Origin of the sequence: Vibrio tasmaniensis (genome assembly GCF_024347635.1) — a bacterium.
Lineage (GTDB): Bacteria > Pseudomonadota > Gammaproteobacteria > Enterobacterales > Vibrionaceae > Vibrio > Vibrio tasmaniensis.
Genome location: NZ_AP025511.1, coordinates 704001 through 730067 on the forward strand (window position 1 = coordinate 704001; position 26067 = coordinate 730067).

Annotated in this window: 26 protein-coding genes and 1 pseudogene; 9 read left to right on the forward strand and 18 right to left on the reverse strand. The window is 43.3% G+C overall.

Going from position 1 to position 26067, the window contains the following annotated elements; translation table 11 throughout:
• Nucleotides 1-1194, reverse strand: coding sequence for an AAA family ATPase (locus tag OCV44_RS17430; protein ID WP_139683616.1), 1194 nt, complete (start codon nucleotides 1192-1194; stop codon nucleotides 1-3).
• A 418-nt stretch (nucleotides 1195-1612) separates the two neighbouring features.
• Nucleotides 1613-3091 (reverse strand): N-acetylglucosamine-specific PTS transporter subunit IIBC, encoded by a 1479-nt coding sequence (gene nagE / locus OCV44_RS17435; protein WP_139683615.1) that lies wholly within the window; start codon nucleotides 3089-3091, stop codon nucleotides 1613-1615.
• Nucleotides 3092-3329: 238 nt separating this feature from the next.
• Here nagE and OCV44_RS17440 point away from each other — a divergent pair, with 238 nt between their 5' ends.
• Together OCV44_RS17440 and OCV44_RS17445 are read left to right on the forward strand one after the other, a co-directional pair.
• Nucleotides 3330-3722, forward strand: a complete 393-nt coding sequence (locus OCV44_RS17440; RefSeq protein WP_139683614.1) for a GFA family protein — start codon at nucleotides 3330-3332, stop codon at nucleotides 3720-3722.
• A gap of 56 nt (nucleotides 3723-3778) precedes the next feature.
• Nucleotides 3779-4246 (forward strand): OsmC family protein, encoded by a 468-nt coding sequence (locus tag OCV44_RS17445; protein ID WP_139683613.1) that lies wholly within the window; start codon nucleotides 3779-3781, stop codon nucleotides 4244-4246.
• Nucleotides 4247-4318: 72 nt separating this feature from the next.
• On the opposite strand, the pseudogene OCV44_RS17450 reads toward OCV44_RS17445, so the two are convergent.
• Nucleotides 4319-5398 (reverse strand): annotated as a pseudogene (locus tag OCV44_RS17450) (NAD(P)/FAD-dependent oxidoreductase).
• Between the two features lie 167 nt (nucleotides 5399-5565).
• On the opposite strand from OCV44_RS17450, the gene OCV44_RS17455 reads away from it, so the two are divergent.
• The 3 genes from OCV44_RS17455 (at nucleotide 5566) to OCV44_RS17465 (ending at nucleotide 8358) form a co-directional block, all read left to right on the forward strand.
• On the forward strand, nucleotides 5566-6447 hold the full coding sequence (locus OCV44_RS17455; protein WP_102314784.1) for a LysR family transcriptional regulator: 882 nt from the start codon (nucleotides 5566-5568) through the stop codon (nucleotides 6445-6447).
• Between the two features lie 123 nt (nucleotides 6448-6570).
• Nucleotides 6571-7803, forward strand: coding sequence for a MalY/PatB family protein (locus OCV44_RS17460; RefSeq protein WP_139683610.1), 1233 nt, complete (start codon nucleotides 6571-6573; stop codon nucleotides 7801-7803).
• Nucleotides 7804-8013: 210 nt separating this feature from the next.
• The gene (locus OCV44_RS17465; protein WP_099165963.1) at nucleotides 8014-8358 is read left to right on the forward strand and encodes a ribosome recycling factor family protein; all 345 of its coding nucleotides are present in this window, start codon (nucleotides 8014-8016) and stop codon (nucleotides 8356-8358) included.
• A gap of 164 nt (nucleotides 8359-8522) precedes the next feature.
• Here the strand turns inward: OCV44_RS17465 and OCV44_RS17470 are convergent, their stop codons facing one another.
• From OCV44_RS17470 to OCV44_RS17540, 15 genes are all read right to left on the reverse strand, one after another.
• A complete protein-coding gene (locus OCV44_RS17470) occupies nucleotides 8523-8762 on the reverse strand; it encodes an RNA recognition motif domain-containing protein (RefSeq protein WP_004732698.1) in 240 nt (79 codons plus the stop codon).
• Between the two features lie 131 nt (nucleotides 8763-8893).
• The gene (locus OCV44_RS17475; protein ID WP_086051435.1) at nucleotides 8894-9157 is read right to left on the reverse strand and encodes a DNA polymerase III subunit epsilon; all 264 of its coding nucleotides are present in this window, start codon (nucleotides 9155-9157) and stop codon (nucleotides 8894-8896) included.
• Between the two features lie 331 nt (nucleotides 9158-9488).
• Complete coding sequence (locus tag OCV44_RS17480) at nucleotides 9489-10031, reverse strand: DUF3833 domain-containing protein (RefSeq protein ID WP_139683609.1); 543 nt, start codon at nucleotides 10029-10031, stop codon at nucleotides 9489-9491.
• Nucleotides 10028-10615: a chalcone isomerase family protein gene (locus OCV44_RS17485; protein ID WP_139683608.1), complete on the reverse strand. Its 588-nt coding sequence runs from the start codon at nucleotides 10613-10615 to the stop codon at nucleotides 10028-10030. Before OCV44_RS17485 ends, OCV44_RS17480 begins: the two co-directional genes overlap by 4 nt.
• A 3-nt stretch (nucleotides 10616-10618) precedes the next feature.
• Nucleotides 10619-11140: a DUF2878 domain-containing protein gene (locus tag OCV44_RS17490; RefSeq protein ID WP_139683607.1), complete on the reverse strand. Its 522-nt coding sequence runs from the start codon at nucleotides 11138-11140 to the stop codon at nucleotides 10619-10621.
• Nucleotides 11118-12398, reverse strand: a complete 1281-nt coding sequence (locus OCV44_RS17495) for an SAM-dependent methyltransferase (protein ID WP_139683606.1) — start codon at nucleotides 12396-12398, stop codon at nucleotides 11118-11120. The genes OCV44_RS17490 and OCV44_RS17495 overlap by 23 nt, the downstream gene beginning before the upstream one ends.
• A 100-nt stretch (nucleotides 12399-12498) precedes the next feature.
• The gene (locus OCV44_RS17500) at nucleotides 12499-13314 is read right to left on the reverse strand and encodes a DUF1365 domain-containing protein (protein WP_139683605.1); all 816 of its coding nucleotides are present in this window, start codon (nucleotides 13312-13314) and stop codon (nucleotides 12499-12501) included.
• Nucleotides 13311-14582 (reverse strand): NAD(P)/FAD-dependent oxidoreductase, encoded by a 1272-nt coding sequence (locus tag OCV44_RS17505; protein ID WP_139683604.1) that lies wholly within the window; start codon nucleotides 14580-14582, stop codon nucleotides 13311-13313. Before OCV44_RS17505 ends, OCV44_RS17500 begins: the two co-directional genes overlap by 4 nt.
• 2 nt (nucleotides 14583-14584) lie before the next feature.
• Nucleotides 14585-15316, reverse strand: coding sequence for an SDR family NAD(P)-dependent oxidoreductase (locus OCV44_RS17510; RefSeq protein ID WP_139683603.1), 732 nt, complete (start codon nucleotides 15314-15316; stop codon nucleotides 14585-14587).
• A complete protein-coding gene (locus OCV44_RS17515; RefSeq protein WP_054546097.1) occupies nucleotides 15316-15747 on the reverse strand; it encodes a nuclear transport factor 2 family protein in 432 nt (143 codons plus the stop codon). Before OCV44_RS17515 ends, OCV44_RS17510 begins: the two co-directional genes overlap by 1 nt.
• A 14-nt stretch (nucleotides 15748-15761) precedes the next feature.
• The gene (gene phrB, locus OCV44_RS17520; RefSeq protein ID WP_139683602.1) at nucleotides 15762-17207 is read right to left on the reverse strand and encodes a deoxyribodipyrimidine photo-lyase; all 1446 of its coding nucleotides are present in this window, start codon (nucleotides 17205-17207) and stop codon (nucleotides 15762-15764) included.
• Complete coding sequence (locus OCV44_RS17525) at nucleotides 17204-18151, reverse strand: YbgA family protein (protein WP_139683601.1); 948 nt, start codon at nucleotides 18149-18151, stop codon at nucleotides 17204-17206. Before OCV44_RS17525 ends, phrB begins: the two co-directional genes overlap by 4 nt.
• A 182-nt stretch (nucleotides 18152-18333) precedes the next feature.
• Entirely contained in the window at nucleotides 18334-19044 is a 711-nt protein-coding gene (locus OCV44_RS17530) for a ChrR family anti-sigma-E factor (protein ID WP_139683600.1), read from the reverse strand.
• Nucleotides 19037-19684, reverse strand: coding sequence for a sigma-70 family RNA polymerase sigma factor (locus OCV44_RS17535; RefSeq protein ID WP_139683599.1), 648 nt, complete (start codon nucleotides 19682-19684; stop codon nucleotides 19037-19039). Before OCV44_RS17535 ends, OCV44_RS17530 begins: the two co-directional genes overlap by 8 nt.
• Before the next feature lie 110 nt (nucleotides 19685-19794).
• The gene (locus OCV44_RS17540; RefSeq protein WP_139683598.1) at nucleotides 19795-20415 is read right to left on the reverse strand and encodes an LON peptidase substrate-binding domain-containing protein; all 621 of its coding nucleotides are present in this window, start codon (nucleotides 20413-20415) and stop codon (nucleotides 19795-19797) included.
• 263 nt (nucleotides 20416-20678) lie between these two features.
• Between OCV44_RS17540 and OCV44_RS17545 the strand changes: the two genes are divergently transcribed.
• The 4 genes from OCV44_RS17545 to gltS all read left to right on the forward strand — a co-directional run bounded on the left by OCV44_RS17545 (nucleotide 20679) and on the right by gltS (nucleotide 25988).
• Nucleotides 20679-21857, forward strand: a complete 1179-nt coding sequence (locus OCV44_RS17545) for an O-antigen ligase family protein (RefSeq protein ID WP_139683597.1) — start codon at nucleotides 20679-20681, stop codon at nucleotides 21855-21857.
• Nucleotides 21858-21935: 78 nt separating this feature from the next.
• Entirely contained in the window at nucleotides 21936-23900 is a 1965-nt protein-coding gene (locus OCV44_RS17550; RefSeq protein WP_139683596.1) for an acyltransferase family protein, read from the forward strand.
• A gap of 188 nt (nucleotides 23901-24088) precedes the next feature.
• A complete protein-coding gene (locus OCV44_RS17555) occupies nucleotides 24089-24445 on the forward strand; it encodes a YibL family ribosome-associated protein (protein ID WP_086051420.1) in 357 nt (118 codons plus the stop codon).
• Between the two features lie 316 nt (nucleotides 24446-24761).
• Nucleotides 24762-25988, forward strand: a complete 1227-nt coding sequence (gene gltS / locus OCV44_RS17560; RefSeq protein WP_048660602.1) for a sodium/glutamate symporter — start codon at nucleotides 24762-24764, stop codon at nucleotides 25986-25988.
• Nucleotides 25989-26067 lie beyond the last annotated feature (79 nt).

Sequence of the window (26067 nt, forward strand, 5' to 3'; positions counted from 1 at the left end):
TTAAAATCCTTTTGGTAATCCACCAAGATAGCCACGAAGCATTGCTTCTGACAACTTGAGATCTTCGTCAGAAGACGAACGCGGCTTACTATCAATTGTAATTTCTTTAACTCTAGTGCTACCTGAACGAGTTCTTGAAACTACAAACAATTTCTGCTCTGGGTCATTTAAATCGAGTCCATCAAGGATGGCAGGATTATGAGTTGTTAAAAACACTTGTTTATCGTATTTTTTTGTCAATAACGCTATATCTTTAATTATTTTTGTACACATTTTAGGGTTTAATGAGGCATCGATATTATCAACTGCAAATATTTTTGGTGTTTCATTAGATACAATCAGCGCCATATAGAAAAGAATAAATAAAAACCCTTCATTTGCACTTCTTTGATCAAATTTTGCTGACTCTAAATACTTATCATTAATAACGATTTTATCATCTTGTTCGCACAACTCATTCGGGATAGTTACCGATTTAAACCAACCAAAAAGCTTCAGTGACTTCTTAATTACATCAATTTGATCTGATTTTTTATCATTGATAACTTTTAATAATTTAAGTAGCCCTTCACCATTTATACCAAGAGGTTCTATTTGCCCCTCTTGGTAAAAATTTCTTAAAGCTGTATTTTCAGGTGAAAATATAATGAAATCTTTAAGGTTGATTTTTTCGTCGCTTGATTCATCTTTTAGAAAAGTCATTCTTTCTTTAAAGTAACTTTCAAATAAAGACTTTATACTTTTAGGGTCAATTTCATCTATTTCAAAACTTTCATCTGACTTATCTTTTAAATCATTTAATGCTGTAGCTAGTTCTGTAATTTCTAGTTTAGTTAAGCTAATACGCTCACCTGAAGAAGATGTCCACTTTGAGTAAGGTTCATTATCATTTTTCAATTTGTAGACATGAGGATTAGCATTACTTGAAAAATTTACGGAAATCTCTATCGGTTTATCAATATTTGAATCAGAAAATCTTGAACGCATTAATGTTGGTGAAGTAACTCTAATACCGCGACTGGACAAAAATTCATTATCTAACTTGTTAGCTTCAGCCGCACCAACAAGAGCCAATGCTTCTAGTATGTTACTTTTACCGCAGCCGTTTTCACCGATGAAAACGTTGACCCTACCTAGATCAAGGTTTAACCGATTGATTGATTTATAGTTTTTTACAGTTAGATGCTTAAGCATACAATGAATCCTTTTAGGCCAGATTTTATCTGAAATATCTTAAGTAGAATAACATCACGAGAAAAAAAGGTCACCTCTAAAGAGGTTAAACAATACGGTTTAACTAGCTGATATGCATGCTAATTCCATAATAATTATGACAGCATAGTAAAAATGCCCAAGATTTGCACAGATACTGCGTTGAACCTGTTATAACGATTTTAACATCGTATATACACGAATTCATCCGCTTAACATATCAAGATTATTGCTTATAACCAACTGAATGCTATGCATATAATCTATAGTCGTCCTAAATTTTAAGTGAGTAACCGTGCAAGCACACATTACCGCCTACAAAAAAAGCCAAAGCGAATCGCTTTGGCCTGAGTGTTGTAATGTGCACAGTAACGTGTGCAGTACTTTAGTGACGCTGGGTTTAACTCGGAAGTGGGACCGATGTTAGGTCTTGGCTTTTAGGGATTTGAGTCATCGCATGAGCAATCTCCTCTGCCTCTGTGCCAATAATAACCTGAAGGTTGTTAGCCCCAATTTTTACCACGCCCATTGCACCAATCGCTTTCAGTGTCGCTTCATCAACAATGCTGATGCCTTTAAGTGTTAAGCGCAGTCTTGTGATACATGAATCGATACTGGTTAGATTCGCATGTCCACCTAGCGCTTTTAAGTATTGCGCCGCTTTCTCATTCGATGAAACTTGGTTTACTTCTGCTACGTCTACATCTTCACGTCCCGGTGTTTTTAAATCGAACTTTAGGATGGCGAAGCGGAATATTGAGTAGTAAATCGTCGCAAAGAACAGACCTTGAAGTATCAACATGTAAGGTTTGACTGCGAGTGGAAGATTGTAAGACAACACGAAGTCAATTAACCCGCCACTGAAGGTAAAGCCAGCGATCCACTGCATGCTGGCAGCAATGTATAGCGACATAGCGGCAAGAAGCGCGTGAATAACATAAAGCACAGGTGCTACAAACATGAAGGCAAACTCAATCGGTTCTGTTACGCCGGTTAAGATAGCGGTTAATGCGGAAGCACCTAGAATACCGCCGACTTTCTTTTTGTTTTCTGGTTTTGCACAGTGGTACATCGCTAAACATGCAGCCGGTAAGCCATAACCCATAACAGGGAAGAAGCCACCTTGATAAATACCTGTTACACCGAGTTCACCGGTGCCCGACCAGAATTTAGAAATGTCATTGATGCCCACTAAATCGAATAGGAAAACTTGGTTAAGTGCGTGGTGCAAGCCAACAGGAATAAGTAAGCGATTAAAGAAACCATAGAGGCCAGCGCCTGTCGCGCCCATTTCAGAAATAGAAATGCCGAACTCAACCAGTGCTCCGTAGACGACAGGCCACACATAAACCATGACTAAGCTGATACTAATCGCGGCCAGAGAAGTGATGATTGGAACGAAACGCTTGCCGCCAAAGAACCCAAGAACAGCAGGCAGTTTTATGGTGTGGAATCGGTTATATAGAGTGGCGGCGACAATACCTATCATGATGCCAGTGAATGCACTCACCGCTGCATTGGAGGCGATAAGTTCAGATGCGCTCATTTGGTCGACAGGGACACCGGTGATTTGTGAGATAACATTCACGTTACCCACGATCATTTCCACTATGAGCAGACCTAATAGGCCAGATAGAGCAGCAGCGCCGTTATTGTCTTTCGCTAAACCATAAGCGACGCCAACCGCGAATAACCACGCTTGGTTATCCATAATGCCCTTGCCACCGTATACGAGTATGGTTGCTAAAGCGCTGTTAGCTCCCCAACCTGATGGATCAAGGGCATAACCGAGCCCTAGCATCAAACCACCAGCAGGCAGTACGGCGATCGGCACCATCAGTGCTTTGCCGATTTTTTGTAAGTATCCAAGTATATTCACGTTTTTTCTCTCTCTATTTTTATTGATAGAGAGAGCTTACTTGCATAAGGATTAAGGATCGGTTGTGCTTAGATTAACGATTATTAATGTAGGGCGATATCGTTGTAAAACTGAGAACTATTGAAGATTTTATGGATAAGTTGATTGTTCTAAAAATGCTAAATTCAAAGCTTGGTTACGGACAAGGTAAATGGTTCTCGTTAAGATAGTTCGATACAAGGACGTGATGGAGAGAGAAATGAAAGTCGTCGGTAACACGGTTATCCAACCTTTTCACAAAGCCACCTGCCATTGTGGTGCAGTTGAGTTAGAACTCAGCCTACCTAACGGAATAGAAAAGCCGCGCCGTTGTGACTGTTCTATCTGCCGTCGTAGAGGGGCGATTGTGGGGTCTGTGGCGCTGGATGGTATTAAGATTTTGAAAGGCGCTGAGCATCTTAAGCTTTATCAATTCAATACCAACACCGCGAAACATTACTTCTGTTCAAACTGCGGTATCTATACCCATCATCAACGCCGTTCAAGCCCTAATGAATATGGGTTTAACACCGGTTGTTTGGAAGGGGTGAACCCTTTTGATATTGGCGATGTGGTGACTAATGATGGTGTCAATCACCCTGCTGATCGCTAAATAACTCGTCGTTTGAGAACCAATTATTTGATAACTAATGGATAGAGGAAGGGATTATGTCTGAATATAGTGCGGTGATTCGTTGGGCTCGTGGTGACGATGAAGCCTTTAGTGATAACCAATACAGCCGAGGGCATATGTGGGATTTCGATGGCGGTGTCACTGTGCCTGCTTCGTCTTCTCCTCATGTTGTGCCACTGCCGTTTTCAGTTGAGGCCAACGTTGATCCAGAAGAAGCCTTTATTGCGGCACTGTCTAGCTGCCATATGCTGACGTTTTTGGGTATTGCTGGAAAGCAGAAGTATGTGGTCGACTCTTATGTGGATGATGCTGTTGGTGTGCTTGAGGAAGATGAATCAGGCCGCTCATCGGTCACTAAGGTGACTTTGCGACCTGACATTGTGTTCTCCGGTTCTAAGATACCAACCGCCAAACAACTCGACAAACTGCATCATTTGGCGCACAAAAACTGCTTTATCGCTAACTCGGTAAAAACAGAAATTGTGGTAGAGGCTAAAGCCTAAGCAATGCTACCCCATCATAAGTAGCGTCATAAAGCATGCGTAACGCTGTCAAAACCAATTGGCAGTACGCGCTTAGCGTTCAAAGGCACTGTAAACTTTATTAATGAACAAATCTTTTTGCTTCATATTGAGCAAGGGTTTAAAAGTTGTAACAGCAAAAGGCATCTCGGCAACGCCGCTTTTTGGCCCTGTTGGAATCAGTGCCATTAATGGATTTCGCTTGTAACCTTTTGTCGATTTGCTCTTTAGCTTGTTGCTGATCAGGCGAGCGAGGTACTCCCCTTGTTGCTGAGCAAGATAACCCAGCTTAGCTTCGCCAACATCGGCGACATCACCGAGTGCGTATAGGTTGTCTTCTCCTGACACCTCTAGCTGGCTATTCACCTTGATGAAGCCTTTGTTATTTAACACGTGTGGCAACTGAGCTTGCAGGAACTCGCTATTGGGTAAGGTGCCAACCGCCTCGAATACGATGTCTGCGGTCGCCGTTTTACCGCTTCGTTGGTCGATATAGCTTCCCGAGATGTTTTGGTAACCCGTGTTAAATTCTACTTCGACACCTAGTGCTGTTAACTGCTGAAATGCGACTCTTCTGGTTTTGCTCTTGAAGCCATCAAGCAATGCTTCACCTCTATGTGCGAGAACCAATTTTTTGCTAGGGAAGGCGTGTGCGATTTCTCCTGCCAGCTCCACCCCCACGACCCCGCCACCAATGATTAATATGTTCTCTGCATTTTGGATGTTTTGATTGTGCTGTAATAGTTCGTTGTTGCGATCGGTTAGGTTGAACGCAGAGCTCTATTTCGCGATTGGCATGCTCGGGTAGCGAGTACCTGAAGCAATGATCGCCATCTTAAAGTCAATGGTACTTCCATTATCCAATGTGGCTTGGTTACGTGTTAATTCGCTGACACCACTTTGAAGAAAAGCGCCTTTCAAGAAAGATTGGTAGGGCTTTCTCGCATCGTCTTTGGTCACCGCTGGTGCAGCAGCATTACGAAGAGTCGCGTAGGTCACTTCAAAGTAGTCTTTTTTATCAACCAATAACGTGCTCACGCCTTTTTTCTCAAGTTCTTGCGCAGCTGCTACGCCAGCGAAACCACCACCAATAATGAGTACGTCTACCTTTTTCATATTTTGCCCTTTATTCATACTTTGTCTTTTTTGCGGCAGGCCGTTTGTCGACCACAGAAGCCACTTATCTATGGGGAAATAGCTTAGTGCGTTTCATATTTGTAATAAATGAGCGAAAATAAAACGGAGATGTGCATTTTTGCAACGTGCAACATCGAGAGGCAGCTAAATGAAAAGGCGAGAAAATGGATAAGTGGAATGAGATAAGAACGGCCTACAAGCTGGCTCAACACCAAACACTGAGTGCTACCGCTCAAGAAATGGGCGTGCACCGTTCAACCGTGATGAGGCATATCGACACTCTCGAAGCTGAGCTTGGTGTGTTGTTGTTCCAACGAAATGACAAAGGTTATTTACCGACTGAAGCCGGGCTAGAGATCATGCGCTTAGGTGAGGTGACAGAGAATCACTTCTCGCAATTAGGCGCACAAATCAAAAGTAAAGAACAGGCACTTTCTGGCACGTTAACCGTTACTGCAATAAACGATATGGCAAGTATGCTGATGCCTGTTATCCAACAATATCAGCGTTGTTACCCCAATATGCGTGTTGATTTTATTGGTGATTTGAGGAAATTTAACCTTGAATATGGTGAGGCGGATATTGCGATTCGTAGTGGCGATAAACCTACGACACCAGACAATATCGTGTTCCCAATCGCCAGTGTGGAGATGGTGTTGTGCGCGCACAAAAGCTATATCGAGCAGTATGGATTACCGCAAGACAATAACTGGCAGCAGCATCGTTTTATCGCCATGAAAGAGAGGCCGCAACATCTGCTGTGGAATGAATGGATCTACGACACGGTTCCAGAAACGCAGGTTGTATTTCTGTGTTCGAGTGTTCAGGTAGCCGCACGAGCTTTGGAGTCGGGGTGTGGTATTGCGGTTATGCCCAGGGAATTTGTGGAGAGAGATGAGGATTTGATCTCAGTTTCTTCCAGTTTGGTTTGGCCAATGCCTGTTTGGGCTTTGGTGCACCGCGATATGTATAACTTGAAGAAAATCAGAGCCTTTATAGAGATTCTTAGGGGCGATCAGCAAACGCCCACTCACTTTAAGATATAAATCGTGTTTTTAATGACGTTTTTTTGTGCATTTTTCGTCTTTTTCAAAAAAGAAAACGTCTTACTGATATGAGTGTGATCGATTTGATTACAAATTATCGAATGTAAACTTTGGGAAATCTATATGACCAGCTTTAACAGTGCATCTAACTACGGCGAAAATGCGTTTATTAAAAGTAAACCGCAGATGCTACAAGGTATCTACAACACCACTGATGTCTTCCCATATTGGGTGGCTGATATGGATTTTCAGGTAGCAGAACCGATCACTCAAGAGCTGAATCGTTTGGTTGGGCGCGGTGTGTACTCTTACGAGTTTCATGAGCAGGCGGTGTTTGAAGCGCTTTCTCAATGGTATTCAAAGCGTCATGGCTTGAACCTAGCTGCTGATAAGTTCGTTCAGGTGCCGGGTGTGCTTTCTGGTATTGCATTGTTACTGCGCCAGTTCACCAATGAAGGTGATGGTGTGCTAATCCATACGCCAGCGTATCACCAGTTTTCTAACTTGGTGGACAAGGCTAATCGTCAGGTGGTGAGCAGCCCATTGATTAATGATGAGCAAGGTTACCGCATTGATTTCGATGGTATGGAACAGCAGATAATCGAACACAAAGTAAAAACGATGATTTTCTGTAATCCTCACAACCCAACGGGTCGTGTGTGGACACAGCAAGAAATTGAACAAGTCATCGAGATCGCCAAGCGCCACGATGTGTTGATCATCAGTGATGAAATCCATTCAGACATTATCTTTGAAGGTCACGCTTTCACTAGCTTGACCAGCTTTGATTACGATAAGGTCATCACCTTGATTGGCTCTCCGGCGAAAACCTTCGGCATGCACAGCATCTCAAACGGCTATGTGTACACCAACAACAATGAGCTATTTGAAGCGTTCAAAACCCATGTCGCGGCGATGTATCTTGACCATGGTAATGCCTTGACGACGTTTGCGACGATTGCTGCCTTCGAAAAGGGTGAAGAGTGGTTAGATGGTATGTTGGCGTATCTGCAAGACACAGTTAAGTGGATTTCCGAATTTGCAGAGCAGCGAATTCCTCAGTTAAAAGTCTTCCAACCGCAAGGCACTTACCAAGTGTGGTTTGATTTTTCAGGCTTAGGCTTTTCGGAAGATGAATTGAAAAGTGTGGTGTTTGAACAAGCTAAAATGGGGTTAACGCCGGGCGGTTGGTTTGGCGCTGAAAGTTATCATTTTATGCGAATGAACATCGCGACTTCACGTGACAATATTGAGCAATCATTTGCTGCGTTGGCTGATGCGATTGAGGGTCTTGAGCGAGGAGGCCTGGAAAATTCAAACTGCTGTGATCAGGGCAATTCAAAAAGCTGCTGCTGATTATCCATGTTGAATTGAAAATGCTTAGCCGCTGATGCTGAGCTTTGGGCTTTAAAGAACGAAAAACCGCGAGGCTGCCTAGCGCATCACTGGCGGTTTTTTTGTGCCTGTGTAATTCTAAGCATGATTTTATTGATAGAGAATTTTGAGTTGCCGAGTGGTAGTTAGAGAGCGCTTGAATGATTGGTATAGGTTGGTTGGCAGAGAGTTATGTTTAGTGTCCCACTGAATAGTTTTGTACATCGTGTGAGTGATAAAAGCCAAGTGATGGCGAATGCGACTGAGTGTGGATGCCAGTTGAAGCGAGTTCGACGTTCACGCAACTGGCTGTTGGTGGCTCAAGATCATCAACTCATTGAATTTAAAACCATGTTAACTCATGAAAAAGACGATTGGATAGCAACTGCAATAGACAAAGTACTGCCTAAGCCTGTGGTGTGTTTGGCATCGTTGTTAGCTGCTACGCCCTCGATGACGGTCGCCCAGCTGGTGATGGAATCTGGATGCTCAATGGCAGAAGCAAGGCGTGCCATTGATGAACATGAAGGGTTGTAAGCGCAAACGATAAGTGAATCGGTCGTGTTGTGAAAAGAGAATCGTGAGCAGCAAAAAGCCCGTAACGATATTGCGTTGGAAAACGTCATATCGTTACGGGCTTTATCATCTGTGCTTGTGCTGCTGTTAAGCTAAGCCATGTGGCTTATAAAGCGTTTACTCGATTAAGAGTTAGCCACTTTTACACGAATCGTGTTTTTGCCAAGCTTTGACAAGTTCAGCTTGTTTAGTGCAGCTTTAGCTTCTTCGTGCTCAGGCATTTCAACAAATGCAAAGCCTTTAGATTCGCCAGTTTCTTGGTCTAAAACTAGGCTGCACTCTTTTACTGAGCCGAACTCAGAAAATAGAACACGGATGTCTTGCTCAGCAGTAGAGCGCGATAGGTTACGAACTAGAAGTTTCATAATAAACCTTGAATATGAATTTACGCCGAGCATTGTCGCACACTTTTGTGCTCACCCGGACATAATAATTTACGATCACGTTTACTTAGGTTTGCTAAGCAGAGCCTGCGTTATTGAGTGAGCAGAAGTGATTATTCGTCGTCGAACTGTTTGGTCGTGAACGCGTCTTCGATTCGGTTCAGTTCTTCTTGTTCTTTAACTCGCTTCTCTTCTTGAAGTGTTGCTCTCGTTTCGTTGAAACGTTTTTTCTCTGACTTAGTCAGGAATTTTACAGCTTTTTTGTTGGTCAATGCGTAAGCAACTACGTCTTCGCCTTTTTCTCTGCGGTCGTTTACGCGTTGTGAGAAACGTTCATTGTCGCGAGCTTTACGCTCCGCTGAGGTCAACTTGCTCATGCTTTAAAGCCTTTTCAATTATTCATGGTAGGGAATCTACGCTTAGCGAAACAACGGGGAAGTGCTCTTTATTGGTGGAACTGTGTATCACATCCGCTCAACTGAGTTTAGCCCATATGTATGCTGGTGGCGCATCTTAGCACAAAGGCTTGAGCATACAGGTATGCTATTCGAGGGATTAAACAGAACAGCCCACAGTTTTCTATTGTGGGCTGATCTTATATTGTGGCTTGAGATTGCATTGTAGGCTGAGATTATATTAAGGGCTGAGATTATCTGTTGGGGTAAAGGTTATCGTTGAAGAAACTGAGAATCAGAAATGCCAGTTAAATTAAATCTTCTCGATATACAAGATCACTTCGCCCACTTTAAAACCGAACTTAGACATCTCGGTTTTGTTGAACAAGCGTTTGTCGTCCATCAAGAACATCCAATCATCGAGTACCACTTCATAGGTACTGCCGTCTACTTCGATTTCTAAGTCATATTTCCAATACAGAGCAGAACCTTGGGTCTCACCATAAGCGGTTCCAACGACATCGTTGGCGGTGCCTGAATAGGTGTTTTCGCCGGTTTTTACCAGGTTCCAAACGCGTGTTGAACGCTCGCCATCAGCAAAAGAGAACCACTCTTTGATTTCTCCTTTGTCACCGTCCCAAGTCGCGACGAGCTTGACATCAAAGCGACGCAGTAAATCGCCCGAACGGTCGAGAACCATGCCATAGGCTTTAAGTTCACCGTTGAAAAAGGTTTCAAGCTTAAGCTCTGGCGTAGTGTCTACGTGATTTTCTAAACTTGCAGAGCCACAACCCACTAGCCAAGTGAATGTCAAAATGGCTAAGGCGAATTTTAGTATTTTTGTTTTTTGATTCATTTATTCAGACCTAAAAGTTGTTTGCGTAGAACCGGCTCGGATGTGTTTTCAGATAACCAAATCGCGAGAAAGGCTTCACCAAATTGTTTGTCTTGGATGGTACCGATGGGTTGCTCATCGAAATAAAAACGACTCACGTTATCTTCAGCGACACGAATCGTGAGTGTGCTTCCTTCTTCCACGTTAGGCCACATCGCGTACAACGGTTTCAACCAACGTTGAATGTTGTTATTTGAGTAACCAAGCTTACTCCACTGATCTTTGGTTGCGTCTACCAGATCTTTACTATCAATCGAACGAAAGTACTCAATCTTTAATGCTCGCTCAGAGTTTGAAGGTGTGGTGTAGAATTCGGCTGAATAGAGAGTCCAAAACAGGTAACTCATTTCACCTTGACCGCGTTTATTTAGATCATCGACAGCAGAAGCTTTGGCATTTCCGGTAAATAGGAGTGCTGCGAAAATGAGGGTTAGGGTGACCAAGCTAAATAGTCGGTTTCTTGATTGCTCGCTTGTTTGAGTGCGAACGCGACTAACATCGCTCTCAGATTTGAACGCTTGCGTAGGGTTGCGTGAATAAGCCATAAGTCACCTCGTGATTGCCATTTTGGGTTGTACTAAGTTGGAGTAAGCGGCCACCAGTAAGGGCAACAAAATCCCCCAACTTATTGCAAGGGCAGCAACTACCGATGCATCTGGCCAAGTAGTAAGAAGGGCGCCTGCTTTGATGCCTCCCCAATAACTACTAGTACCTGCTACGAACCCTATGACAAACAAGATCACTTTCGAGCATTTTAAAAGCCAATTTAGGCTGTGGTTAAAACTGATTAAAAACATGATCCACAGGCAAACAAGCCACACCGGGAACCACGATTGATTAGCAATTTCAGAGTCGACGGCAAACACGCCGAAGTGAAGCAAGAGGCTATCAAGCAACAGCCCTAATGGTAATAAAATGAGTATTTTCAGATCGCTACTGCGAGTAGGGGAGAGAAGGAAGTGAACGGCCACAATCAGTGGCGCCACGAACGGGGCTTGCTCGGTAAAGAACGCGCTGCAAACCCAGGTCGCTTGAAACAGAACGAGATTAATAATCCAAAACCGTTTCATCTTTTGCTCCAAAGTAACGAGGTTTTCTAGCAACTAAGTGATGAGTGCTGATCACGCGCTCTTTGAATGCACCTTCACAGTAGCAGAAGTAGAAGATCCACAAGCGCTTAAACTCTTCTGAATAGCCGAGAGACTCTAACTCTTCCCAACTGTTTTCAAAGGCAACATTCCAATCATTAAGCGTTCGAGCGTAGTGCAGGCCAATGTCATCGATTTCTTGGACAACAAGGTCTGTACTGGTCGCAAGGTGTTGGGTCATCACTGAAACCGAAGGTAGGCAACCGCCGGGGAAGATGTACTTTTGAATAAAGTCGACACCTTTACGGTATTTATCGTAACGGCTGTCGGCAATAGTAATCGCTTGGATCAGCATCTTGCCTGAAGGTTTAAGTAGCGATGAACATTTCTCAAAGAAGGTCTGGAGATATTCATGACCGACCGCCTCAATCATCTCGATAGAGACCAACTTGTCATACTCACCAGTGAGGTTACGATAATCCTCTTTAAGCAGGGTGATTTTGTCGGTTAAGCCAAGCGCTTTTACTCTCTGTTCTGCAAGCGCGTGTTGGGCATCTGAGATTGTGGTAGTGGTGACATGGCATCCGTAGTGTTGCGCCATGAATATAGCTAAGCCACCCCAGCCTGTGCCTATCTCGACCACGTTATCTTTCTCTGACAACTCTAATCGCTCACAGATGGTTTTCATTTTGTTTTGCTGAGCTTTGGATAGGGTTTCTGCTTCTTCGCTGTAGATAGCGGAAGAGTACTGCATTGAGCAATCAAGAAAGCGTTCATACAACTCGTTGCCGATGTCGTAGTGGGCAAGAATATTTCTTTTTGAGCCTTGTTCGGTGTTGGAATTCTTACGACGAAGAAGTAGATTTTTGAATTTAGAAATCCACTGTGTTTTGTCGTCCAGTTCATCCAGTTGAGCTTGGTTTCGCGCCATGATTTGAATCACGCGAGTGAGATCGGGGCTGGTCCACTTGCCGTCAATGTAGGCCTCCGATGCCCCAATACTGCCGCTCATTACTACGTCTCGATAGAAGCTCGCATCATGGATAACGATTTGAGCGCTTAAAGTCGCTTCTCTGTCTCCAAACACCGAATGTTGGTCTCGTTCTATCACTTCGAGTTTTGCGAATTGCAGACGTTCTAGAACCTTGAAAATCAGAGCTCGATATTTGCAGTTGCTTGAAACAGCAACGGCTTTAGCTTGTTGTTCTACGTTGTTGTTTTGTTTGGCAAGCTGTTCCATGGAAACCTCGCTGAGAAATTGTTTTAAATTTAGTTTTACTGACTCGGGGCTAGAACTGTTTGTCTCGTTAAGCTTACCCAAGCCTTCAATTTAGACATCTTTAAGGCGTTTTAGATGCTGAATCTGGATGCGCCACAAACGGTACTTTTTTCAGAAATAATTTGAGAGCCTGAAAATAGATACCCATTACAACTTTGATTGTCATTGCTGGGATCCGCAGTACCGTTTTCCTAATGTTTGCTTTTGTTACCGACTGCTTTGAGAGTGCAAGCGTGGCGTCAAAAATTTTATCGCTACGATGACTCTCGATGTGTACTAACGTCCGTTTCGTTGGTGGCTTTATTTTCCACAAGTAGTTCATGTCTAAATCCATGAACGGCGAAACGTGAAACTCTTTTTTTACTTTCAATTCTTTGTGCATGTCGATGAGATAATAGTGTCTTTCCCGCCATGGCGTGTTACTCACTTCGGCCAACATGTAGCGACAATCACCAGTCTCGTCGTAACAGAAAAAACAGTTGATTGGGCTGAAATAGATACCTAAACAGCGGCACTGAGCCAGCATCGTCACACGGTTTGAATCAGACCACACCCCACCAAGTTTTTGCACTTTAGAGGCTATACGTTGTTTAAGTGATTTTGGTTCATCTGTGGTGGCATTTTCTTTTTTTTCAGCGAGATAATCCGATTCGACAAAGCGAATCGGGTTATACCATTGAGTACCAAACAAACGACTGCGAGTTGTTGTTTGAGGGATTTCATCGAGATCTAATCCCATCATGTATAACTGGTAGCTAAATTCATGAGTAATATCGCCAAATCGGCGGTGGCGTACGTTGCCCCAGTAAATGCCGCTGAGCTCTTCACTCTTTTCTGATGCTATCTCCATGTCGGATGTCATGGTGTGAGTGTTCATCGTACTGAACTCGTGCTCAAATCTAAGCCAAAGCGCTTCGTGACATCGAGTGCACTGTGAACACCGTCTTCATGAAATCCGTTGTACCAATAAGCACCTGCAAAGTGGGTGTTGTTTTTGCCGCAGATCTGATCGCGCTTATGCTGGGCTTCTACCGTATTCGAGTTAAGTACCGGGTGATGATAAACGAAGCTGCGAATGATTTTCTCAGGCGCTATCGCGTCACTTTGGTTTAGGGTTACGCAGAAGGTATCTTGGCTTTCGATGCCTTGCAGAATGTTCATGTTGTATGTCACACAGGCAGGTCGCTGACTGTCGCCATCCAACATGTAGTTCCAGCTTGCCCAAGCCAGCTTTCTATCTGGCAGTAAGCGGGTATCAGTGTGCAGAACCACTTCATTACGACTGTATGGGATCTCGCCTAGAACCTGTTTCTCTTGCTCTGTCGCATCGCCCAGCAAATGCAGGGCTTGGTCTGAGTGACACGCAAATATTACCTCGTCGAAGTCTTGTGTAGCGCCGTCTTCGAATTCAATCGTGATGCCCGTTTCTTGGCGAGTCACTTGTTTAATTGATGTATTTAACGCTACGGGTTTATTTAAGTGTGAAAGAATAATTTCAACGTAAGAGCGCGACCCTTTAGGAATTACATACCATTGCGGGCGGTTAGCAATGTCGAGCAGGCCGTGGTTGTAGAAGAACTGAATAAAGAATTTAAGTTCGAACTCTTCCATCTCTTCTAAGCTTGTCGACCAGATAGCCGCACCCATCGGCAAGATGTAGTGCTGGCTGAAAAAGTCGGAAAACTGGTTGTCGCTTAGGAAGCTGCCAAGGGTGACATCTGGTGTGAATTCATTGCTTTCAAACTGGGCCTTACATAACTTATTGAACTTGAGAATGTCAGAAACTAAAGACCAGAACTGAGGTTTGAAAATATTACTCCTCTGGGCGAATAACGAATTAATGCTGTGGCCGTTGTATTCGAATTTAGTTGTGGTGTTGTGTACGCTAAAGCTCATTTCGGTGGGTTGCCTTTCTACACCGAGTTGCTCAAGCAGTTTGTTGAAGTTTGGGTAGGTTCTGTCGTTGAAAACGATGAAGCCAGTATCAATTGAAAACGCCGTGCCTCGGTGTTCAATATCAACCGTAGCAGTGTGCCCGCCGACGTAGTCATTTTTCTCGAATACCGTAACGTCGTGGTGCTTATCTAATACATGTGCGCAAGTCAGTCCAGAGATGCCTGAACCTATAATGGCGATTTTTTTCATTGTTATACCATCCTTGAAGCGAGTTTTTGCCACACTGGAGTCGGTAGCATTCTTAGTAATTTCATTATTAATATGAATCGTCTTGGGAAATCGATCTCGCTCTTTCCTTGAGCAATACCATTTACGATTCGTTGAGTGGCTGCCTCGCTACTAATAATCATAGGCATAGCGAAGGAGTTTCGCTCGGTTAATGGTGTTTCAACAAAGCCTGGGTGCACAATTGAGACATGAATGTTGTGCTCGGCGAGATCAACTGAGAGCGTTCTACCTAAGTAGGTGAGAGCGGCCTTTGAAGCGCCGTAAGCTTCGGCTCTTGGCAGTGGTAGAAAGCTCGCGCTTGAACTCACCAAAACCAAGCGGCCGCCGGGCTTGATGTTTTTTAGCCAAGCTTTAAGGGCATAGCCAATTGAAATTAGGTTGATGTTGATGACGCGCTCGAATAACTCTGCGTCGAAATTGACAGGATCATCGATGTACTCACAATCACCCGCGTTCAAGATCAGTAGGTCGAGCGGTTTATCTTGGTCGAGTGCTGGGAAATTGTGGTAATCGGTCAAATCAAAACAGAGTGGGTCAATTGACGAGTGCGATAAGTCTGTCTCGTGAGAATCAACTAAGGCTTGCAGCTTGTCTGGGTTACGGCCACAAGCAATCACCTGATGCCCTTGTTGAGCGTAATCGATAGCGAGTGATTGGCCGATACCTGAGGTCGCGCCTGTGATCATAATACGCATTATTGGCTCGCTCTCTTTTTGATGGATTTGATGGCGCAGCCCAGCACTGGAATGTGTTCGTACAACATAGATCCGACATCAAGATAGTCTCTGTGATAAACCACTTGGCCGTCGAGCATCTTCAGGTGGCTGTGTCCTTGTACTTCGATTGGCTTTTGTCCATTTAATTGCTTGTGAGCAAACTGCATCGTCCAGTAAACAGAAGCTTCGTCGTTCGCTTCGAAAGTGTGTTCGATATGAAAGTAACAGCTCGTTACCTGAGTGTAGAGGTTCTCGAAGTAGTGGGTAAGCGCTGCAATTCCGCTGACATGATGCAGCGGATCTTGGAATTCGATATCAGGGTGATAAACCGTCTTTAGCACGTCGAAATTGTCGGTTCCGAGTTCTCGATACATGTTGAGAAAGTTATCAAGCCATAGAGAGTTGTCCATAATATTCACTCTAATTATTTGAAAAAGGCTAAGGCTCTCAATCGTGCTTCTTTGTGTTCAACGATGGGTTGCCAGTATTCGCTGTTAATTCCGTTTTTTGCAATGTAATCATGTGGAAAATGCACATGTTTGTCAGGAATTTTTTGCAGCTCTGGTATGTACTTACGAATAAAAATTCCTTTTGGATCAAACTTTTCACTCTGCGTGATCGGATTGAAAATTCGAAAGTAGGGTTGAGCATCACAGCCAGTACTTGAAGCCCATTGCCAACCGCCATTGTTCGCGCTGAAATCACCATCGATAAGGTGCGACATAAAGAAGCGTTCGCCCCAGCGCCAGTCAATCAGCAGGTGTTTGGTTAGGAAGCTTGCTACCACCATTCTGAGCCTATTGTGCATCCAGCCTGTCTCAACCAATTGACGCATCGCTGCATCAACTAATGGGTAGCCTGTTTTTCCTTCGCACCACGCCTTGAAACTAGGGTTGTCGTGATACCAATCTAAGCCGTTGTATTTCTGCTGAAAGTTTGCACCTTTAACCAGTTTAGGATGGTGGAACATCAAATGCTTATAAAAATCTCGCCAAATCAATTCATTAAGCCAAGAAAAGGCGGGCAACTGAGTATCAAATAACAAGTCCGGCTGTTGTTGAATCAATTGAATCGCTAACCAACGAGGGCTCACAGCGCCAATGGTTAAGTAAGGGGAAAGGCCAGACGTGCCTTTTACCGATGGAATATCTCTAAGGCGAGAATAATCGTTAACTTTATTGGCTAAGAAATTGGGAATCACGCTCTCAAGGACGTCTTGGCTTAGTGGCCAACGCTCTGAATCGGTACGCGGAAAGTCGAAATCGTACTCGCCAGAAAAACCACTTAACGATTGTTTCAGTTGTGATAGATTCTGAAGCGAATCCGTTTCAGATGAACCTGCTTGCGCTGATACTGTCGAATGCACCGGAGCGTGGCTGCAAATGATGCCTTTCGCTTGCACTTCTTTTAACCATGCGTTTTTGAAAGGTGTGAAAACCTTGAACATCTCGCCTTGTTTGTTCAGTACGCTACCTAATGGCAGAATCGTATCGCAGTCGGTTATCTTCAGTTTGATGCCGCTTGCAATTAAGCGTTTGTCCCTTAACTGCTCATCCACTTCCGGCTCTGAATTGGCATACACACACTTCGCATCGACCTGTTTGCATAAGTTGATGAGTTGAGTAGCTTGATCGTCAAAGTCTGTGGCTTTGAGGTGCAGCAGAGTGATACCGAATTCAGCGAGTTGTAATTCAAGTTGCTTTAGGTGACGATAAATGAAATCCGCTTTGATTGGTGCAAGATGGTGTTGTTGCCATTGCTGCGGTGTTGAAATGAAAACGGCGTTAGTTACACAGTGTTCAACTGCCGCGACGAGTGCTGGGTTATCGTGAATACGCAGGTCTCGTCTTATCCATAGAATGTCGCTCAATATCCGTATCTCAGCTTAAGTTCTTGTGGGTGTGGGTTTAGGTAAACTTGTGATTCTAGGTACTCGTTTGGGTATTCCATCAGATAGTGGTTGATCAGCGTTAGTGGAACTAACAGAGGAACTAGCCCTTCTCTGAATGATGAAATCTGATTCGTGAGCTCTTGTTTGTGAGCGCTGCTCAGTTGTTTCTTAAAGTAACCTTGCAAATGATGCAGAGTATTAGCATGACTGCCGCGATTTGCGTGATGCATTAGCGCCGTCATCAATCCTTTAATGTACTTTTCAGCCAGCTCGTCGATCTCTAAATCGTTACTCGCTAAAAGTTTGCCCAGACTCTTGTAGCCTTCAATGTGGTGGCACATTACCAAGTACTTGTGAGCGCTGTGGAATTGAATCAGCTTGTGTTTGGTTACACCTTCATCAACCAGGTTGAGCCACTTCTGATAAGTGAAGACACGTGTCATGAAGTTTTCGCGCAAAATAGGATCATTGAGGCGACCATTTTCTTCAACAGGAAGTAATGGGTTGCCTTCCATCACTTGTTTGGTGAACATGCCTACGCCTGTCGATTCAGAGCCGCGACCGTGGTGGTGGTATACTTTTACTCTTTCCATACCGCAGGTTGGGCTTTTTTGACACACAATGAATCCTGCGATGTGCTGGTTGCTCTTTGAATAGTTTTGTCCAAACTCGATCAGATCATTGGTCACATCACCAGAACCGTCAGGCCTAGAAACGTGAATGATATTGTCTAGCTGACGAACTTGGCGAATGGTTGGGCGAGGTGTTGGAAGACCCACTGCCATTTCTGGGCATACCGGTTCTAGTTCAACATAATCTGCAAGGTCATCTGTACAAAAACGAGAGCGTTTGTGACCTGTATCGAAGCGTACTTTATGTCCTGCAACACATGCACTAATGCCTATTTTAATTTTTTTTTCCATTGGCCAACTCCTTTGCTCTTGCTTTGAGCTATTTGTTTTTTATTTTATTTCAACATTGCTAATCGTACTTACAGAGCCAGGTGCGTTTGAAATCTCAACACCATTGGTGTTTTAAGCCAGATGTATTGACGATATACAGGATAGCTTCATGCCATCCTGTATATTTATAGCGTGCAACTAAGTTAATAGATATATCTACCTAGTGGATTAAATAACTGGCTCACCCCTTTTGTGAAGTAAAGCGCATCACTTGAAACGGTTAGACACACACAGCCTTCTTTGGTCGCAGGCTGATGGGTATGTTCTCCATCTAACCAGATGAAGTCACCTTTGTTGTAGACGCCCATTTCATCTTCGAAGCTACCTTCTAAAAGAAGCGTAATCTCAAAGCCTTTATGAGTGTGGCAAGGCACTTGTCCGTCTTTGTCTATGTGTAGCAAGCTGGTGTGGTGTGATTCGTCATCGAAATCGAGTCTTGCGCGAGAAATTTTGCCCAAGTTCATCCAATCTTTTCTTACCACTGAGTTGAGCGCGCGAGGAATCGTGAAAGTCGTGTTAGATACGGTTTCTTGTTGAGCTTCAACAACGACTTCGACAGCCTGTGACAAATCTGCCGTGATCTGATTAATCGCGTCAAAATCAAACTCTCCGTCGTTAGCTAGAAATGCATCCATTCCGCTGTCAGACAGTTTTAGCCCTGCTGTGTCGTTTTCAAAGACAGATGTGTCGCTTTCAAAGGCTGAGTCAGCAGCTTGCGCTGTCAGCATACTCACTTGTTTTTGACAGTGTTCACAAAGCTCTACATGGCTAGAAACAATCAGAGAAACCGAATCCGCTAGATTGCCATCGACAAAATCTTTCAAGATTGCCGCATTTGGGTGATGTTTAATCATGGTCTTGTTCCCCCATGTGAACTTTTAGTTTGGCGAGTGCGAGTCTTAGACGTGATTTAACAGTTCCAAGCGGGACATCGAGTTGTTGGGCGAGCTGTTCTTGAGATAACTCTTGGAAATAGACACCTTTCACAATGGTTTTCTGAGCGAGAGGTAACTTTTCTATTTGAGTCATGACGTGGCGGCTCATTAGATGATCGCCAAATGGAAGCTGCTCACTTTGTGATTCGGCTACCATGGCGTCAATCGGCCAAATATCGTCAGCAATGGTTTGCTCTGCTTTGGCTTTAACCTTTCTTAATATGTCGAAAGCAGCGTTTCGCATCACGGTGTATACCCAAGTGGTCGCTGCGCCTTTCTCTTCATTGTAGAGATGCGCTTTCTTCCAAACGTTAGTCATTGTGTCTTGGACTAGTTCGTTGGCAGCGGCTTCACCACCCAACTTGCTGATGCCAAAACGCTTAATTTTGGGAGCGAAGAACTTAAACAAACACGTAAATGCTTGCTTATCTCTGTCTGAACCAACCAAAATCAGCCAGCTTGAGAGTTCTGTAGGTACCTTACTTTCAGTAGGTAGTTTGTTGTCGGGGATAATGACATGCTCCTTGCCGTTCCCTGTTCTTCTGCTTTCCACTTGCATAGTAATTAACCATCATGCGAATTTGATAGACACTACGTGGAGAGTGAAGGTGGGGATCACTTTATTTTAAATTATTTTCTACTATACAAAATTATAGTGAATAAAAGTGCTTATTGCCCTGCAATGATTTGATTCAAAAAGGGAACTAACGACGGAAAACTAGCGGGTTCTGTGAATTTGGTTTTCTTTTCCAATGGGATAGGCATCATTTCGAGTAGTCGAGCACAGACCCATTGAGGGCTTTCAAAGTCGGGAGTGGGGTAAAGTGCTCTAATTGAATCGTGTTCTCGAAACAACTCGACGAGAAACGCAGTCACCACGTTCGGCACCTTATAGCTGTGTTGCGGCCAGTGAGGCAGTGGGCTAAAATCACTTTTGATTAGGTCATCAGTGTCGCGGAAGGATGAGTGAAGCTGCACCAATTGTTCACCTTCAACATCGATTTCTAGAATTTGATCATCTGACATGTTGAAATCAACAATAGACACTTTTGTCCCCCAAGAACTCAGACGTTCGGAGTTGGTGTCGTCTTGAGTCGCAATGATGAAGCCGCCTCCCTGCGCCGCGTGAGCAACCATTTTCAAATACTTGGGCTCAAAAATACGCAGTCTTTGTCTGCCTCTTGGCAAAATGAATAACGGTAGAGGAAACACCGCAAGCTCTTGAGAAGTCTCTACGGGTGTTTCTGATTCGGTTTCTATCCGTGTGATCTTCTCAGCTGAATTCGGCACATGGCACTCCTTAGTTCAAATGTAATTTGAGAAGATATACGCGGGGAGGGTGGTGTTCGATCAATTCGTATGGCTCTTTATGTAAGTGCTAAAGCCGCTTGATTGGCTTAGCTAGGACATATAAACCGTGGGATAAATGATTCATGGATAATGCCCTAAAGGGACGAGTTTCTTTGTTTTCCGCTGTATGTCACTACAGTTCGTTTGCGACAGTAGCAAGTTTGTTTTAGAGTGCAACTCTTCTCAGCATTTTTAGATTAGTTATGGTTAGAATCAACACGAATTTAATTCAAAAGATACTCATTACACTGCCTCTGTTTTGGATTGTGACCGTTCAGGTGTGGTTAGGTCAGGGAAATAAACCTCTTGCGGCTATCACTTTATTGATTGCGGCCTGTTGTGCTCTTTTGTACCGAAAAAATAAGGAGAAGCATAACTGGTTTGAAGATGGTTGGTTATGGGTATTGCTCTTGCTCTCTATTTTTGCAGCTATCTCTTACGAGTTACATGGCTTCAGTAGTCAAGAACTGAGGGCAACTTTGATCGCTCTGGTATTTTTCCTTTTTTATCGAAATGGCTTTGTTAAATTATCAGATATACAGAACTTATGTTTCACTTCTGTTGTCAGTACAACTGTCCTCGTTGCTTACTATATCTTCTTTCTTTCTGGGGTGCGGGGGACCTTACCATCGAATGCCCTTATTTTTGCTTCGATTCAAGGATTTTCTATCATTTTATTGCTCGCTCTAGGCTGTATTTCGTATGAAGGGAAAAGGCCTAAAACAATGGCTATCTTGGCATTTATAGGCTTTCTATCCATGTTTTTAGTGGGCTCAAGAGGACCTCTACTAGCCGTTATTATTATTGGTTTAGTTGTCCTATTCAAAATGATGATACGGCATCGTCAGTTCAAGACACTGTTTGCTGTTAGTGTCATGGTCATTTTTTCTGTGTTTTTGATGTCTAAGTATGAAGTGGTAAGTAAACGTATTGATTATACCTTGCATGAGTACCATCAGATATCACAAGGCAACATGGATACGTCGATTGGTTTGAGATTACAAATGTATCAAGCTGGTATCGACTTTTTTGTGGATAGTCCCCTACTCGGCATCGGAGGTGATAAAGAGGAGCAATTAGATAAACTCTCATTTACGCCAACAAACTCGGGAAAGAGGTTTATCGTTAATGCACACCTTCATAACAATTATATTGATAAAGCAGCATCATCTGGTTTGGTAGGTATTGCCCTACTCATGCTTAGTTTTATGTACCCGTTGTTTAATTCGAGATACAAGCTATCGCCTATTGTATTGTTACCGGTCGTATACTTTTCTTTGATGTGTCTATTCGATTCACCTTTCAGGAATGGTGATTTAGCTGTGTTGTACTTTGTGTTTATTGGAGTACTACTAAAACTGCAAGTGAGAAAAGAAGCGTAATGAAACTAGCATATTACGCTAATTTCATGGTGGCTAGTTTTAGTGCATTTATAGATTTAAGGTTATAACGAACAAATAATGAATAAAAATTTTAGGTATGACATCAATGCATTACGTGCATTAGCTGTCTCAATCGTCGTCATTTTCCATTTTTCCCCGAGTTTTATCACTGGCGGATTTTTAGGTGTGGATGTGTTTTTTGTCATTTCAGGCTTCCTGATGACAAAGATTATCATATCGAGTTTGGAAACTAATACCTTCTCATTAAAGGGCTTTTACTTAGCGAGAGCAAAACGCATTATTCCTGCTTTAGTGGTCATGTGCCTTGTTGTGTTACTCGTTGGCATTATTTACCTAGACCCTTGGGCGTTAAGAAAACTGGGTAAGCATATTCTCACCAGTGTCGGGTTTGTCTCTAACCATACCTATTTAAAAGAGTCGGGATACTTTGATGTGACCGCGCAAAGCAAGTGGTTGCTTCATACTTGGTCTTTATCCGTAGAATGGCAATTCTATGTATTATATCCTCTCGTTTTAATGGCGACCTACAAGTTATTCGGAGCTAAAGGTGCAGCCGTTGCTATTGGAACGACTCTAATAGGAAGTCTAGCTTATAACTATGCGAATTTAGGGAGCTCGGCTTCTTATTACACATTACCGTCTCGCGCATGGGAACTGCTCGCTGGTTCGGTGGTTGCTTTGAAAAGAGAGCCCATTGAATTCAAAAAATCCAATGTTCAGTTATTGCTGTTAGTTGCTATTGCCTCACTGTTTATATCTCCTTTCATGATCGACAGCAGCACACTTTGGCCTAGTCATGTGACGCTTATTCCGGTCATTGCTACCGCGATAATTCTGCTTTTGAATTTGGACCTCAATTTTACCTTTCATAAATCACGGCTGATACAAGGGGTTGGGTTATGTTCCTACTCAATTTATCTCTGGCATTGGCCTATAAATGTTTTCATTAAGAACCTCACAAATAACACTATTGCCCACAATGTAATCGGAGTTCTTGTATCGGTATTGATGGGTATCCTTTCATTTAAATTCATTGAAAGTTACCGACCTAAAAAAACGCGTAAAGGCGCTAGTCTTTTTGTGGCTTATTATCCCGTAGTTCTTGCTATCCCTGTTGCCTTGATAGGGCAGGTTATTTATGAAAGTGAAGGATTACTTTGGCGCCTGGATAAAACACAGCTCGTCATTGCACAAAGTGTCTATGACCGGAATCCACGAAGCGGAGAGTGCCACGTCGAATTCGGGCCGTCTCCTGAGTGTCACTATGGATCAGGACCCGTATCCGCGATTGTTTTAGGCGATAGTCATGGCGCATCGATAGTGAGAAGTGTTGAAGCGTCAGCGCCTAACGATACATCGGTCATCGACTGGACGAGAAGCGCATGTCCGACGATTTCAGGTATCAAAAGAGTGCTCTCAAGTGGTGAGTTATCAGAAGAGTGTGGGGATTTTGTCTCAGCATCGTTAATTAAAGCTAAAACTAATTACCCTAACGTTCCTGTTGTTGTCATTAACAGAATGGGCGGCTATCTATATGGTTCGAATGAAGATGGATGGCAAAGTGAGAACGAAAAGATCAGTTTAATCGCAGGAGATAAAAGATTTCAGAGCAGATCGGAAGAGTACTTAAACTCGATCTTATCCAGTTTTGAAAAGACCATGTGCGAACTTAGTCAATCTAACCCTGTTTATTTGGTCAAGCCAGTCCCTGAACTGAAGAAAGATGTACCTAAAACTATGTATAAGTATTCGATTTTAAATCAAGCTGATATTTCGGTTTCCATTCCTCTTGAAGAGTACCGACAAAGAACCGCATTGATTACGAAATCTTATGAAAAAATCAGCCAAAACTGTCGAGTTACTCTTATAGACCCTGAACCGATATTTTGTGATGATCAACAGTGCCGAGGGGATATCAACAATCACCCAACATACGTTGATGACGATCACCTGAATGAATTTGGTGCTAGCCAACTTATTCCTCAATTTCGCGAAAAAATATGGGGTCAATCAGCTCCGTAGGAAATGCCTATTCGCCCTTATTGTTTACAACCGAAGAATAAGGGCGTTTCTGTGTTTGGATCTATTGTGTTGGTCTTAAATGATTCGTTTAGGTAGCGATGTTTAAGATAAATTTCGGTTCAAGTGAATCCTTGTGCTATACTCCGCGCCCCAATCCGAATTGGCTTGTTAAATCTTAGGAAATTATTATGAGTGTTAAAAACGAACTTCAACAAATTAACAACCGTCTAGACAAGTGTCGCAACAAGTTAGCGGCTGCTAAAACTCGTAATGATCGTCCTGTTGTTCGTCAATTTGAAGATGAGATTAAGAAGCTAACCAAGAAAATCGCCCAGCTGAAACATAAAGAAAGCTTTGATGTAAACCAAGAGCGTAAGTCTCTGGTTGATATGCCATTTAAGCGTGAGATTACTAAGGCTGAGCAAGCGGATATGGGTAAACTTAAGAAGTCTGTTAAAGGACTCGTGATTGTTCACCCAATGACGAAAATCGGTAAAGAGCTTCGTATTGAGGTTATGACGGGTTACGCACCGAAAAAATTCTAATTACCAGCGATGGTGATGAAAGAGGAGCTAGCAATAGCTCCTTTTTGCTTTTTTAGGTATTAAAAAAGCGGAGTCAGCGGCAAGAATACTCACGCCGTTTTCAACTTTTTAGAGGTGATTGTTGTCACAAATCCTTTTATCTCCTGTAAAAGTTAACGCGCCACTAACATGGCACCAGGTGAACGCAGTAATGTGTTCGCTTTTCGAATCTACAATTTCTCTCCAGTTTGTATAAATATAGGTAGAGCACCACAAATAATTACAGATAAAACTAGACTCGTTAAGGAAGATGAGAACGTAAAAAAATAGAGGTTATATGAATCAATTAATTTCAATTGGACCACTAGAATCCTTCCTAATCGCGATTAGTGTTTTGTTTCTAGGTCATTTCGTCAATGCAAAGCTTCCTGTTCTCAAAAAGTACAATATCCCAGAGCCCATTGTCGGCGGCTTGATTGTCGCTTTTGCTATTACAGCCCTGCACTTTAACGGCCTTGATCTTGAATTTTCTTTGCCCTTGCAGAACACTTTCATGTTGATGTTCTTTGCAACGGTTGGCCTTGCGGCGAACTACACACAGCTGATGAAAGGTGGTGCCAAAGTATTCCTATTTTTAGGGGTAGCTTCGGTTTACATCATTATCCAAAACGGTGTCGGCGTAACACTTGCGACGGCTCTAGGCCTTGAACCCTTAATGGGTTTGATTGCTGGCTCTATCACGCTTTCTGGTGGCCACGGTACGGGCGCAGCTTGGTCTCAAACCTTTGCAGACACGTTTGGCATTGCGAATACTCTAGAAATCGCGATGGCTTCAGCAACCTTTGGTTTGATTATCGGTGGTATTATCGGTAGCCCAGTCGCGCAAAAGTTGATTGATAAAAATCAACTTGAATCTGAGTATGGCACTGGCACGCAAACGCACGAACGTTTCCCGGAACTTGTTACTTACAACGAGTACGAAGAAGACAAGGTGACGGCGAAGAAGGTGATTGAAGTATTGTTCATTCTTCTTATCTGTATTACAGGTGCGAAATATTTAGAGCAGTGGGTAGCGACTTTTGAAATTTCTTGGTTGATGATTCCAGACTTCGTTTACGCGCTGTTTATCGGTGTGTTCATCACTAACGTGTTCGAAGTGACTAAGCTGCATAAGACTGACAGCGAAACGGTCGATATTCTTGGTACGGTGTCATTGTCGTTGTTCTTAGCGATGGCATTAATGAGCCTTAAGCTTTGGAACATCTTTGACCTTGCGATTCCGTTCTTGGCTATCCTTGCGGTTCAGGCTGTGGTGTTGGGTATCTTCTCTTACTTTGTGACGTTCAAAGTAATGGGTTCTAACTACGACGCAGCGGTTATGGCGGGTGGTCACTGTGGTTTCGGCCTAGGTGCAACACCAACAGCGGTAATGAACATGGGCTCTTTGGTGAACCGTTTTGGTCCTTCACCACAAGCCTTCATGGTTGTGCCAATCGTGGGTGCCTTCTTTATCGATATCGTTAACCTGATTATCCTTCAAGGCTACATCTCGTTTATCGGTTAATGTTCGTCCTTGCTTAAATGCGATGAGCTAGTCGCAATAAGATGAATACAAGAAAGCCAGTCAGTTGACTGGCTTTTTT

Coding starts and splice junctions, on each gene's coding strand:
- OCV44_RS17430 (WP_139683616.1), bottom strand. CDS start 1,194: ATGCTTAAGCATCTAACTGTAAAAAACTATAAATCAATCAATCGGTTA.
- OCV44_RS17440 (WP_139683614.1), top strand. CDS start 3,330: ATGAAAGTCGTCGGTAACACGGTTATCCAACCTTTTCACAAAGCCACC.
- OCV44_RS17445 (WP_139683613.1), top strand. CDS start 3,779: ATGTCTGAATATAGTGCGGTGATTCGTTGGGCTCGTGGTGACGATGAA.
- OCV44_RS17455 (WP_102314784.1), top strand. CDS start 5,566: ATGGATAAGTGGAATGAGATAAGAACGGCCTACAAGCTGGCTCAACAC.
- OCV44_RS17460 (WP_139683610.1), top strand. CDS start 6,571: ATGACCAGCTTTAACAGTGCATCTAACTACGGCGAAAATGCGTTTATT.
- OCV44_RS17465 (WP_099165963.1), top strand. CDS start 8,014: ATGTTTAGTGTCCCACTGAATAGTTTTGTACATCGTGTGAGTGATAAA.
- OCV44_RS17470 (WP_004732698.1), bottom strand. CDS start 8,762: ATGAAACTTCTAGTTCGTAACCTATCGCGCTCTACTGCTGAGCAAGAC.
- OCV44_RS17475 (WP_086051435.1), bottom strand. CDS start 9,157: ATGAGCAAGTTGACCTCAGCGGAGCGTAAAGCTCGCGACAATGAACGT.
- OCV44_RS17480 (WP_139683609.1), bottom strand. CDS start 10,031: ATGAATCAAAAAACAAAAATACTAAAATTCGCCTTAGCCATTTTGACA.
- OCV44_RS17485 (WP_139683608.1), bottom strand. CDS start 10,615: ATGGCTTATTCACGCAACCCTACGCAAGCGTTCAAATCTGAGAGCGAT.
- OCV44_RS17490 (WP_139683607.1), bottom strand. CDS start 11,140: ATGAAACGGTTTTGGATTATTAATCTCGTTCTGTTTCAAGCGACCTGG.
- OCV44_RS17495 (WP_139683606.1), bottom strand. CDS start 12,398: ATGGAACAGCTTGCCAAACAAAACAACAACGTAGAACAACAAGCTAAA.
- OCV44_RS17500 (WP_139683605.1), bottom strand. CDS start 13,314: ATGAACACTCACACCATGACATCCGACATGGAGATAGCATCAGAAAAG.
- OCV44_RS17505 (WP_139683604.1), bottom strand. CDS start 14,582: ATGAAAAAAATCGCCATTATAGGTTCAGGCATCTCTGGACTGACTTGC.
- OCV44_RS17510 (WP_139683603.1), bottom strand. CDS start 15,316: ATGCGTATTATGATCACAGGCGCGACCTCAGGTATCGGCCAATCACTC.
- OCV44_RS17515 (WP_054546097.1), bottom strand. CDS start 15,747: ATGGACAACTCTCTATGGCTTGATAACTTTCTCAACATGTATCGAGAA.
- OCV44_RS17525 (WP_139683601.1), bottom strand. CDS start 18,151: ATGGAAAAAAAAATTAAAATAGGCATTAGTGCATGTGTTGCAGGACAT.
- OCV44_RS17530 (WP_139683600.1), bottom strand. CDS start 19,044: ATGATTAAACATCACCCAAATGCGGCAATCTTGAAAGATTTTGTCGAT.
- OCV44_RS17535 (WP_139683599.1), bottom strand. CDS start 19,684: ATGCAAGTGGAAAGCAGAAGAACAGGGAACGGCAAGGAGCATGTCATT.
- OCV44_RS17545 (WP_139683597.1), top strand. CDS start 20,679: ATGGTTAGAATCAACACGAATTTAATTCAAAAGATACTCATTACACTG.
- OCV44_RS17550 (WP_139683596.1), top strand. CDS start 21,936: ATGAATAAAAATTTTAGGTATGACATCAATGCATTACGTGCATTAGCT.
- OCV44_RS17555 (WP_086051420.1), top strand. CDS start 24,089: ATGAGTGTTAAAAACGAACTTCAACAAATTAACAACCGTCTAGACAAG.
- gltS (WP_048660602.1), top strand. CDS start 24,762: ATGAATCAATTAATTTCAATTGGACCACTAGAATCCTTCCTAATCGCG.